The following is a 12,171-nucleotide window of genomic DNA, read 5'->3' as shown; positions in this document are numbered from 1 at the left end:
GCTGTTAATACTACTGCTCCACTTGCTGATCCTACGAAGTCACCTTTTGTTACTTGTAATACTTGCTCTTTCATATTATGTATCCTCCTTTTAATAAGTTATCTATATGTAATTTCTAGGAAATGTTTATTTCATAGTTTTTATGTTGATGTTACATTAAATTTAATAACGTAACGTTTGTAACATTAATGTAACATAACTATTGTTACGTTGCAATATAATTACGTAAATTTTATTACACTTTTTTTACGTTTTTTTATAAACATCCTAAAAAACCTTGATTTAATGCATTTTCTACTAACTTCATATTTGTAACATTCATGTAATATTACAGTCATATAACGAAACATCCCCATATCCACCTCTACTTTTGTTACAAATCAACATAAATCTTTCATTAATAAAGTGGAATCTATCAAATTCTTACTGATAGTTCATGAGAGGTAAAATACAATCTTTCCAAGATAAGTTTATATGTTTCCTCCATATAACTATGTATAATAAAAGCAAAGAGGTGGTCATTTTGAAATTAATCGCATTAGATATGGATGGTACACTACTATCATCTAATCTTGAAATCTCCAACGAGAACTTACAAGCTATCCAAACTGCAAAAGAGGCTGGTCATATAGTTATGATTTGTTCTGGTCGTGCAAAAGAAGATGCTTTAAAATTATTGGAAGAATATAAACTATCTCTTCCGGTTGGAGCGAGCAATGGGGCAATTGTTTATGTGGATGGAAAAGTAATTAACTCGCGTTGTTTACAAAACGATAAAGTATACAAGCTTGCAAAATTACTAGAATCTGAAGGTTTTCCTTATAAGCTATATACGAATAAAGGAGTTTATTCTCCATATACATGGCAAGATCAAGTCATGCAGGCGTTCGAAGAGAACAAGCATGCACTAGATGTTACACTTGAGGAACTTGAAAGAATTACAGAAAAACAAAAGAAATCAAACTTAATTACTGATTTCCAAAAAATCGAAGATGTTGTAAATAATCCAGAATTAGAAATATCTAAATTCTTCATTTTGACGTTTAACGCAGAGCATCGTACACAGCTATTAAGCGTGCTACAAGAAGACACCGATATTTCAGTTACAGCATCCGCTCCTACTAATGTAGAAATTATGGATAAGCATGGTCATAAAGGAAACGGTCTACAAGAAATGGCTGCTTATTTCAATATACCAATTGAAGATACTATTGCGATCGGGGACAACTTTAATGATGTGCCCATGTTACAAGTAGCTGGCTTATCAGTTGCAATGGGAAATGCTGAAGAAGATGTAAAAAAACTATGTGATGTTGTCACATTAACAAACAATGAACATGGTGTTGCTCATGCAATCGAGCAATTTGTATTGAAACAAACTTCATCTAGTAAATAAAAAAAGGACTCTTTCAACTTCTGAAAGAGTCCTTCTCTTTTATACATGATGACAAGCAACAAAATGCTCTTCACCAACATTACGGAATTCCGGTACCGTTTGTTTACAAATATCTGTTGCAAACGGGCAACGTGTATGAAAGCGACAACCTGAAGGTGGATTCGCTGGACTTGGAATATCACCCTCTAGTATAATTCGCTCTCGCTTCACTGTTGGATCTGGTATTGGCACAGCGGATAACAATGCTTTTGTATACGGATGAAGTGGATTTATAAATAACTCATCACGTGGCGCTGTTTCCACAATCGTTCCTAAATACATAATTCCAATCTTCGTACATAAATGCTCTACTACGCTTAAATCATGTGAAATGAATAAATAAGATAGTCCCCTTTTCTCCTGTAACTCACTAAATAAATTAATGATTTGTGCTTGAATAGATACATCTAGTGCTGCCACAGGTTCGTCAGCTACAATAAATTCTGGATTTAATACCATAGCTCTTGCGATAACGATACGTTGACGTTGTCCACCAGAAAATTCATGAGGGTACCGGTCAATATGATATGGGGCTAAACCACATAAATCTAATACTTCTGTCACCTTCTCACGAACATTTTCTTTCGTGGCTAATCCGTGAGCTAACATCGGCTCACCAAGCGCTTCCCCAATTCTCATTCTCGGATTTAATGAGCTAAATGGATCTTGGAAAACAAGTTGCATATTAGGACGATGTTTTCTCAATTCTTCCTTAGATAAAGAGTGAACATCTTGCCCTTTAAACTTCACTTCCCCTTCCGTTTTTTGGACGAGACGTAAAATTGTTTTTCCTATCGTCGTTTTTCCGCTTCCCGATTCACCAACGAGGCCGAACACTTCACCTTTATTAATAGTAAAACTTACCCCATCAACTGCTTTTACATGTCCAACCGTTCTACTAAATATGCCGCCTTTAATTGGAAAATATGTTTTTAAGTTTTTTACTTCTAGTAATGGTTCACTCATTGTTCCGCACGCTCCTCATATAACCAGCAAGCAACTTTATGATTCTCATCATGTACATTCAAACTTGGCGCTTCTTCTTTACATATTTCCATACAATGCTCACAACGGCCGCTAAAGTAGCAAAACTCATCTAAACCAACTAAATTAGGAACTTGCCCTGGAATAGAATATAGTTTATCTATTCGTTTACCCATCACTGGTTTTGATTTCAACAAACCTTTCGTATACGGGTGTTTCGGATTTTTGAATATCTCTAGTACTGGGGCTTCTTCAATAACTTTCCCGCCATACATAACGACAACGTAATCAGCCATTTCTGCTACAACGCCTAAATCATGTGTAATTAATAAAATTGATGTTTTAAATTCCTCTTTTACTTGTCTTAATAAGTCTAATATTTGAGCTTGAATCGTAACATCAAGAGCCGTTGTCGGTTCATCAGCAATTAATAACTTCGGATTACAACTAAGTGCAACAGCAATCATAATACGCTGTAACATTCCACCACTCAGTTCGTGCGGATAAGAATGGACAATTTCATCAGCACGAGCTATGCCTACTTTACGAATTAACTCAATTGCTTTCTTATACGCTTCGTTTTTACTAAGTAATTCATGCTCCCTTAACGTCTCTACAATCTGTTCCCCTACAGTGAAGACCGGATTCAGCGATGTCATCGGTTCTTGGAAAATCATCGCAATATCATTACCTCGTAAACTACGAAGCTCTTTCTCTTTCATTCCTAAAAGACTTTTTCCTTCATATAAAATATCTCCACCTACTACACTGCCTGATTCAGCAATAAGTCCCATAATAGATAAAGCCGTTACACTTTTCCCGCAACCAGATTCACCTACAACACAAACAGTTTCACCTTCTCGAACTGTAAAACTAACATGATTCACAGCTTTTACTGTTCCTTCTTCTGTCTGAAAGTGTGTTTGTAAGTCTTTCAACTCTACTACCGCTTTACTCATATTCCCTCACCTACCGTCTCATCTTTGGATCTAACGCATCACGAAGTGCATCACCAAGTAAATTAATGGATACAACTGTTATAAAAATTGCAAAACCAGGCGGAATCCATAACCACGGACGCTTTTGAAAATCAATTAATGAGTTCGCTGCGCTAATCATATTCCCCCATGACGGTGTAGGTGGGACGACTCCGAGACCTAAGTAGCTTAGTGCGGACTCCCCTAAAATAGAACCTGCAACACCTAATGTGGATACAACAATTAATATTGGTAAAACATTAGGAATTAAGTGATATATAATTTTCCGGTAATCTTTTATACCTAGCACATCAGCAGCTTGCATAAATGCTTGCTCTCTAAGTGATAAAATTTGACCTCTTACAAGCCGTGCAAGCCCCGGCCATCCTACTAAACTTAAAATAATCATAATGACATACAAACGATAATCAGACGGTACTTTCCACTCTGATAAAATCGCACCCATTATAATAAGTAGCGGTAATCCTGGCATCGACATTAAAATATCGGCAAGACGCATAATAATATTATCAACGATGCCACGATAAAAACCTGCAATAGCCCCTAATACAGCCCCTAGTATCACTGATAAAACCATTGAAGCTAGGCCAATCGTTAATGAAATTCGTCCCGCTTGCATAAGTCTCGTTAAAATATCTCTCCCTAATTGATCTGTACCAAGCCAATGAGAAAAACTAGGTGGTTTATTAATTAACGCAACTTGTATTTTCCCTGATGCATATGGTGAAAAGAACGGACCGATAAAACAAAATATAAACATAAAAATTAATGCATACAATCCTACGAGCGCCATCTTATTTTTCTTTATCTTTTTAAGAGCTTGTCGCCACGGTGATGATTCATTTTTCCTTCTCTTTTTTTCTTTCTTCTCTGCAATCGCTGTAACAGTTTCCATCTCGTTTCCCCCCTTTACTTCAACCGAATGCGTGGATCAACAACTGCATATACAATGTCTGCGAAAAAGTTTGAAACAATTGTTAAACAAGAAAGAAACATCGTAAATGCCATCAATACTGTATAATCACGGAAATTTAGTGCTTCCAATTGAATACCGCCAATCCCTGGCCAGTTAAAAATTTGTTCAATAATAATCGCTCCAGAAAACAATCCAGGTAACTCAAACGCAAGCAATGTAATAGCCGGTAAAATGGCGTTTTTTAATGCATGTTTATAAATAACAGTCTTCTCTTTTAACCCTTTTGCTCGTGCCGTTCGTATGTAATCTTGTCTTACAACCTCTAACATACTTGTTCTAAAATAACGAGTTAGCGAGCCAACCCCGAGAAGTGTCAAAATAAATACTGGTAAAATCATATGTTTTGCAACTTCTATCACGTAAGCAAATCCTGTTGAATTACTGCCAACATCAATCATTCCACCTATCGGCAATAATTTAAGATCCACTGCGAACACCTTAATTAGAAACAGACCTATAAAAAATGAAGGAAATGACATTGCTGCAAAGATACCAATTGTTACAAGCTTATCGAATAAAGAATGTTGCTTCGTCGCTGAAAATACACCGATAATAAGTGCGATTAGCCAAATAAAAAACAATGCAACAATTGCTACAATAAAAGAGTTCCAAATAAATTTATTTAATAGTGATGTTACAGGTTCTTGATATTGAAGCGAAAAACCAAAGTCTCCTTGTAACGCATTACCTAGCCAGTGAAAATAGCGTTCAACAATTGGCTTATTTAATCCGTACAATTCCCGAAGCTCTTCCGCCCTTTGCGGTGTAATCTTAGGATTCGAATCAATATAATCCCCTGGAAGAAGTGCAAACAGGAAGAAAATAACAACTGACGTTCCCAAAAGTGTAGGAATCATTTGTAACAACCTACGAACGATATACGTTTTCACCCTTTTTCTCTCCAATCTTATGCTTAAAATAGAAGAACATTTTTTCGAATCAGCATATTACTAGCCGAATGAAAAAATGTCTTCTACTTATACATTCTTCTCGTTATTTTTCAAATGATAATACTGGTAAGTTTGCACTAATACTATTGTATTTTTCAGGATCAATTCCTTTTATATTCCCGTTATAACCAGTAATTGTTCTGCGATAGTTTAAGAGAATTACTGGTGGATCATCACTTAATTCTTTATAAAGTTCTTTATAGATTGGTTTACGTTTTTCAATATCTACCGTTTCTATACCTTTTTGAATTAACTCATCTACTTTTGCATTTTTATAACCAAGACTCTTCTCATTCGCACTAGATAAATATTCACCAGCTGTTTCACTTGGGTCACTTGTAATCGGTGTTGAAACAGAAGCTAAGTCATAATCACCTTTATTAACTTTTGAAAGCATTGTATTAAAGTCCATGAATTCAGGGTTAAATTCTACACCTATCTCTTTATAATTCTCTTTAGCAATTGGAATTAATAAATCACTATCTTTAGCCGAACTTGGACCGAAATACGAAAGTTTTAATTTTTGACCATCTTTTTCCCGAATTCCATCCGAACCAACTTTCCACCCTGCTTCATCTAGTAACTTTTTCGCTTTTTCTTTGTCATACTCATATTTATTAACGCCTTCTTCTGTGTAAGCCCAAGAAGTCGGATGAATTGGTACATTCGCTACCGTACCGTATCCTTTGTATGCTGTATCAACATATTTTTTACGATCTAATCCGTAGATAAGCGCTTGGCGAACCTTTTTATCCTTTAAATACGGCTTATTATGATTCATATAAACATAACTAAATGATGGTGCTGTTTCGATTTGGATATTTGCGAATTCTAAAGCTTTAGCCTGTTCAAGAACTTCGTCACCAGTACCTAAGCCAGTGTGGTCAACCTCACCTGTTTGAAATAACTGCAACTTCGTATCGCCAGAAGTAATTTTATAAATGAAGTTTTGAATTTTTGGTTTACCCGCATAGTAATTTTCATTTGCTGTAAAACGAACTTCTTGACCTGGAATATACTTTTCAAATTTATATGGACCCGCAGCTAGTGGTTTGCCATATAGATCTTTTAAGTAATCTAAACTTGTATTTTGTTTGTAATCTTTTCCGTAATAAGCTTTTGATAGTACCGCGTTACCAAAAACAAATATAGCTTGTGAATTAACCTTTTCAGTCGTAATTTTTATTGTTTGTGGATCGACAACTTGAATACCTTCAATTGAAGTTGCTTTTCCTTCTTTATATTCTTTACCACCTTTAACTGCATATTGAGAGATGTCCACTTCGCCTTCATATGCCTTATCGTGTAAAAGCGTCAATGTAAACGCTACATCATCCGCTGTTAATGGCGAGCCGTCGCTAAATTTCAAATCTTTACGTAAATGGAATGTATATGTTAACTGATCAGAAGAAACGTCCCACTTCTCAGCTAATTCTGGAATTGGTTTCCCTTGTTTATCGGTTGATATGAGAGATGCAAAAATAACTGAAGTTACGTTTCCGTCCCAACCATTTTGTTGGAAATATGGTAAAAATACGCCTCCTGGTTTGTTAATCCCAACTACTAACGTATCTTTTCTATCCTTCGCTTTATCTGGTACTTTCGTTTTATCTGTCGCAGCAATCTTTTCAATTTTTATATTTTTTAAATCCTGCTGTTTAACTGGCTCTGTAGAAGCCGTCTCTTCCTGTCCCCCACAAGCAGATAACACAAGCGAACTACTCAGTAATACCGAAAATACACCAGCCCATTTTTTTGTCTTTTTCTTCATTGTCCCCACCCTAACTTTTTAATAGTGATACCCTTTGAACTTATTAGCTTATGTATGCCTCCCACAGCATATTTATAGCCAATCGGAAAAGTCGGTTTTAATCGTAAAAAAATAGATGTTTTTGAGGGGTAACAATCCTATTCCGACCTTTCCGGTAGACTTTATGGTTATTAGCTTATATCGTCCGTTATATTTTGTCAATTCTTTCTAAATAAATATTTTGAGAATTTTTTCAAAATTATTGTTCTATCTTTAATTTAGGTAAACTTAACAAGATACCGTTATAGTTATCTTCTTGTAATCCTTGAATGCGTGCATGATGTGCAGACACAACTTTACTATTATTTAAGAAGATTACAGGCGGATCTTCACTCAACTCCTGGTACAACTTTTTATAAATTTCTTTTCGTTTTTCAATATCTAATGTTTCTAGTGCCTGCTTCGCTAATTCATCTACTTTCGGATTATGATATCCATCATAGTTTCGTTTACTTGTTGAAACAAACTCCTCAATTGTTCCACTCGGATCATCAATCATTGGCGTAGATACCATTGCTAAATCATAATCACCTTTTATCACTTTTGAAATCATCGTATTAAAGTCCATGTATTCTGGGTTAAACTCTACACCAAGCTTTTTATAATCCTCTTTCATCACCGGGATCATTACATCATTTATTTTACTTGCAGAAGAAGCAAAATAACTTACCTTCAATTTTTGACCATCTTTTTCGCGGATTCCATCTGAACCAGCTTTCCATCCAGCCTCATCCAATAATTTCTTTGCTTTCTCTAAGTTATACTCATATTTATTAATACCTTCTTCTGTATACGCCCAAGAAACTGGCGTAATCGGTACATTAACGAGTGAAGCATAACCTTGGAAATACGTATCAACAACTTTTTGACGCTCTAATCCGTAAATAAATGCTTGGCGGACACGCTTATCTTTAAAGTATGGTTTCTTATAATTCATTTTAATGTAGCCGTAAGAGCTTCCTGTATATACATTAATATTGGCAAAACCTAAATCCTTTAACTGTTCAATCGTCTCCGTGTTTGTCGTAAAACCATCATAATCTACTTCCCCGGCTTGAAATTGTTGTAGCTTTGTATCACCTTTTGAAATTTTATAAATAAAGTGCTCAATCTTCGGTTTTCCTTCAAAATAATTTTCATTAGCTACAAATCGAACCTCTTGACCAGGAATATATTTATCTAACTTATAAGCTCCTGCTCCCACCGGCTTCCCATACAACTCTTTTAAGTACTCCAAGTGTCCTTGCTTATACTCTTTCCCGTAATAAGCTTTAGATATAACTTCTCCACCGATTAATGATAGTGTTTGAGCATTTACCTTTTCAGTCGTAATCGTAATTGTTTTCGGATCAATGACTTGAATTCCCTCAATAGAGGTTGCCTTTCCTTCTTTATACGCTTGCCCCCCCTTTATTGCTGTTTGACTTATATCAGTCGCTCCACTATAAGTTGGATCGTGTAATAGCGTTAATGTAAATGCTACATCATCTGCAGTTAGTGGTGATCCATCACTAAACTTTAAACCATCTTTCAAATAGAACGTGTATGTAAGCTGATCCTCCGAAATATCCCACTTCTTCGCTAAAATTGGAATGGGTTTTCCTTCCTTATCGAGTCCAACAAGAGGTGCAAAGATAGCTTGCGTTATATTACCATCCCATCCATTCTCCATAAAATGCGGAAGGAATATCCCTCCAGGACTCGGCATTCCAACTACAAAAGTATCTTTTCTTTCTTTTGCTTTTACGGGACTTTTTACTTTGTCGCTTGCCTGAATAAATTCATCTTTTACTCTCGGTACATTCCCAGCTTCGTTTGTACTCGCTTCCTCTTGAACACATCCGGCTAGTAATACTGATACACTCAAAAATGTAGCAATTGCTCCTTTAAAAACATTTTTCATTGCACTCTCACCTTTACCTTCCTAATTTTTAACGATGTAGGAACATAGGACTCCTTTCTGTAACTATATTCATTATTCCTATAAAAATAGTATGGATTAATTTCAAGATTATTCCTTTCCTTTAAACATGTCAACCGTTCTCTTTTATTTCGTATTAAAAAATTAAAGATTCACTTCTATTCGTTCAGTATGAAACATAGAATACTAATAACCAATTACCAAAAAGGGGGCGAAAACATGGACAACCTATTCCAATACGTCCTTCACTACGTATTATTAACAATTATGATAGTTGGGGCGCTATTACTATTCCCGTTCTTCCCAAAGTTCGTCCTCTTTTTAGCTTTTTTTATTATGCTCGGGATCGCTATTATCATTTCAACAAGAGAAGATACGACACAAAAAGAAAACAGAGTTCAGCGTGTAAAGCTGTAACTCTGTTTTTTTTGTTTTCAATCATGCTTTGCTGTTACACATACTTATGTCTCGGGAAATAATTAACCGATCTAAAAAGCTCCTAATACTATTTATGTTTCACAACCTATGCAAGTTACGAAACAAAGATTTATCAAATTTACTGTTTCACGTGAAACACAACTTTTATTTATCTCTTAAAGCAAAACAGCAGTATAAAAAAGCGAATCCCTTCAGTAAAACTGAAAGGAATTCACTTTCTACTTTGTTATTCCACAATATTCTCTAACTCATTATATAGTTCTGCTCGTAACAACTCTTTCTTCGTTTTTTCTTCATACAATTGTTCAAGCATTTCAACATCAACTACTTGTTCCATCTTACACTCAAGCGTATATATATCTTCTTCAACATGCATTAACTCGGTTTCAATCTCCTCAACATTCCTAGCTTTTTTCTTTTTTACAGGGGCTGTTTCCATACTTTTTCTTCCTTGGCGTTGCTGCTTTATCACTTGTGTCTCGAGCTTTTCCTCCCACTTTTGACGCGCCCATGCATAGTTCCCTGCAAACTCACATAATTTACGCTCATCAATCCAATACGTCTTTTCAAATAACTTATTTAAAAAATAACGATCATGTGAAACAGCTAAAATCGTTCCATTATATTGTTCAAGAGCTTCCTCTAAAACTTCTCTCGATTCAATGTCGAGATGATTTGTCGGCTCATCTAAAATTAAAAAATTGATATCTTGATACATAAGTTGCGCAAGTCTTAACCTCATTTTTTCCCCACCGCTCAGTTGCGTTACTTTCTTAAACACCGCTGGACCATAAAATAGAAACTTAGCTAATATATGTCTCGCTTCTCCCTCTGTTACAGCTACACATTCCCTGAAAGCCTCCAATACATTACTCTTCATATTTCCGTACGCATGCTGGGATAAATAACCGATTTTCACACTACTTCCAATTCGAATTTCTCCAGCGTCTGGTTTTATTTCTTCTAATAATAACTTTAATAGCGTTGTCTTTCCTGTACCATTACGACCAACGATAGCTGCACGCTCTTGAAAACGAACATGTAAATTTGCTTCGTTAAATAAAAGATGTTCCGCAAATCCTTTACTCACTTCTTTCATTACAACAACATCTTTTCCACTTCTCTCTTGCCCTTCAAACTGAAGTCCCATTTGTTTTCGTTCTAAAATAGGTTTCTTTAGTTTTTCCATACGTTCCAGTGCACGTTCCATACTTCTTGCTCTCTTATGCAATCCTTCATTCGGAGGATTCGCCTGATTTGCCCATTCACGTAGTCGCTTAATTGCTTCTTTCATTTTCTTTATTTTCTTTTGCTGTTCTTGATAAGCCTGAAACTCCTGAAGCAACCTTTCTTCCTTTTCCTCAACAAACTGAGAATAGTTTGTATGATACACGTGAATCTCTCCATCTTCTAAATCAAAAATCTTCGTTACAACTTCATCAAGGAAATAGCGATCATGTGAAATAACCATAACTGTTCCGTTGTATTCTTTTAAAAATTGCTCTAACCATTCGACTGCAAATAAATCTAAATGATTGGTTGGTTCATCTAATAAAAGTAAATCTGGTTTCTGCAACAGCATGTATGCAAGGCTTACTTTTGTTTGCTCCCCACCACTTAGCTCCAGAAATGATCGAGGGAATAGTTCTGTCACCTGTAAACCATTTGCTACCTTCATAATGTTCGCTTCGATTTCATAACCACCAAGAAACGCAAACTTTTCTTGGATGATTCCGTATCTCTCCATTAATTTTTGTAAAACAGAAGATTCCTGTTCTTCCGCCATATGTTTTTCTAAAGCACGCATTTCTCTTTCTAATTCCTTTTCTATTTTAAAAGCGGAACTCAATACCTCATATACAGTCATACTCTCATCAAATTTCGGAATTTGTGCTACATGACCAATACGTGTACCTTTCTTCATATGAATGGCCCCTGCATCCAAACTTTCCATTCCAGTTAGAAGCTGAAAAATGGTTGTCTTTCCACTACCGTTACGACCAACTAATCCAACACGTTCACCATTCTTTATTTCAAGCGATATATTTTCAAATATGATGTTTCCACCAAAAGATTTCATTACATTATTTACACTACAAATTGTCATTTTCCGTACTCCTTTCAATATAAAAAACCATGGTGAAGAAACATTCCCCATGGTTTTCGGCATAGAAAAAGGAAGCTAAATAGCTCCCTTTTCACACGTTTATTAAAAATGGGTGAAGAGATTTCTATCGTTCTATAGCTACTATGCAATTGTTAAAAAAGGGCAGACGTATCCCGTTAACAACTACATCATGAAAAATCGCACGACAAAAATAGATAAAATCTAAAAATTTGGCACGTGCAGCTAAAGAACGTTTCATCTCATTCACCTCCTTCGTACGGAATTTAATACTTACTTCTTTATTATACTTTCCCATTCCATGTTTGAATAGTCATTTTTCTGAAAATAATGAAGATAGACTAAACATTTCGATAAGTGACATCAAATCTTACAAAACTGTTATGTTCACGTAATGGAAAGCGATAGTACGAAAAGATGCCTCCCTATACAATAAAGATGTAAACAAAAGAGACAACAAAAGGAGGAAACAATCATGATGAAGGAAATCGTAAAAGCAATCTTTGAGGTATTAGTGAACGGACAAGCAGTTGT

At 35.5% G+C, this 12,171-nt stretch carries 11 protein-coding genes; 2 read left to right on the top strand and 9 right to left on the bottom strand.

What is annotated here, in order from left to right:
* Positions 1-74, bottom strand: a 74-nt coding sequence (locus MR079_RS25450) for a DUF3948 family protein (RefSeq protein ID WP_002101907.1), incomplete at its 3' end; no start/stop codon positions are given.
* Positions 75-523: 449 nt separating this feature from the next.
* Here MR079_RS25450 and MR079_RS25445 point away from each other — a divergent pair.
* Positions 524-1,396 carry a Cof-type HAD-IIB family hydrolase gene (locus tag MR079_RS25445; RefSeq protein WP_242294864.1) on the top strand — a complete coding sequence of 291 codons (873 nt, stop codon included), beginning with the start codon at positions 524-526 and terminating at the stop codon, positions 1,394-1,396.
* A gap of 39 nt (positions 1,397-1,435) precedes the next feature.
* On the opposite strand, the gene MR079_RS25440 is transcribed toward MR079_RS25445, so the two are convergent.
* From MR079_RS25440 to MR079_RS25415, 6 genes are all read right to left on the bottom strand, one after another.
* Positions 1,436-2,401 carry an ABC transporter ATP-binding protein gene (locus tag MR079_RS25440; RefSeq protein ID WP_242294863.1) on the bottom strand — a complete coding sequence of 322 codons (966 nt, stop codon included), beginning with the start codon at positions 2,399-2,401 and terminating at the stop codon, positions 1,436-1,438.
* On the bottom strand, positions 2,398-3,378 hold the full coding sequence (locus MR079_RS25435) for an ABC transporter ATP-binding protein (protein WP_000030795.1): 981 nt from the start codon (positions 3,376-3,378) through the stop codon (positions 2,398-2,400). Before MR079_RS25435 ends, MR079_RS25440 begins: the two co-directional genes overlap by 4 nt.
* Positions 3,379-3,388: 10 nt before the next feature.
* The gene (gene opp4C, locus MR079_RS25430; protein WP_242294862.1) at positions 3,389-4,312 is read right to left on the bottom strand and encodes an oligopeptide ABC transporter permease; all 924 of its coding nucleotides are present in this window, start codon (positions 4,310-4,312) and stop codon (positions 3,389-3,391) included.
* Between the two features lie 14 nt (positions 4,313-4,326).
* Positions 4,327-5,283 (bottom strand): ABC transporter permease, encoded by a 957-nt coding sequence (locus tag MR079_RS25425; RefSeq protein WP_139869628.1) that lies wholly within the window; start codon positions 5,281-5,283, stop codon positions 4,327-4,329.
* Between the two features lie 103 nt (positions 5,284-5,386).
* Positions 5,387-7,114, bottom strand: a complete 1,728-nt coding sequence (locus MR079_RS25420) for an ABC transporter substrate-binding protein (protein ID WP_073530328.1) — start codon at positions 7,112-7,114, stop codon at positions 5,387-5,389.
* 238 nt (positions 7,115-7,352) lie between these two features.
* A complete protein-coding gene (locus MR079_RS25415; RefSeq protein WP_242294861.1) occupies positions 7,353-9,056 on the bottom strand; it encodes an ABC transporter substrate-binding protein in 1,704 nt (567 codons plus the stop codon).
* A 237-nt stretch (positions 9,057-9,293) separates the two neighbouring features.
* Here MR079_RS25415 and MR079_RS25410 point away from each other — a divergent pair, with 237 nt between their 5' ends.
* Positions 9,294-9,491 (top strand): hypothetical protein, encoded by a 198-nt coding sequence (locus MR079_RS25410; RefSeq protein ID WP_000369258.1) that lies wholly within the window; start codon positions 9,294-9,296, stop codon positions 9,489-9,491.
* A gap of 247 nt (positions 9,492-9,738) precedes the next feature.
* Here MR079_RS25410 and abc-f read toward each other — a convergent pair whose 3' ends face one another.
* Together abc-f and MR079_RS25400 are read right to left on the bottom strand one after the other, a co-directional pair.
* Positions 9,739-11,619, bottom strand: a complete 1,881-nt coding sequence (gene abc-f / locus MR079_RS25405) for a ribosomal protection-like ABC-F family protein (protein ID WP_242294860.1) — start codon at positions 11,617-11,619, stop codon at positions 9,739-9,741.
* Positions 11,620-11,743: 124 nt separating this feature from the next.
* Positions 11,744-11,878, bottom strand: coding sequence for an RAxF-45 family protein (locus MR079_RS25400; RefSeq protein WP_000830641.1), 135 nt, complete (start codon positions 11,876-11,878; stop codon positions 11,744-11,746).
* Between the last annotated feature and the right edge of the window lie 293 nt (positions 11,879-12,171).

Origin of the sequence: Bacillus cereus group sp. BfR-BA-01381 (assembly GCF_022663555.1) — a bacterium.
Taxonomy (GTDB): domain Bacteria; phylum Bacillota; class Bacilli; order Bacillales; family Bacillaceae_G; genus Bacillus_A; species Bacillus_A pacificus.
The sequence above is the reverse complement of the archived record's forward strand: the minus strand, read 5'-3'. Positions and strand labels throughout refer to the sequence as shown.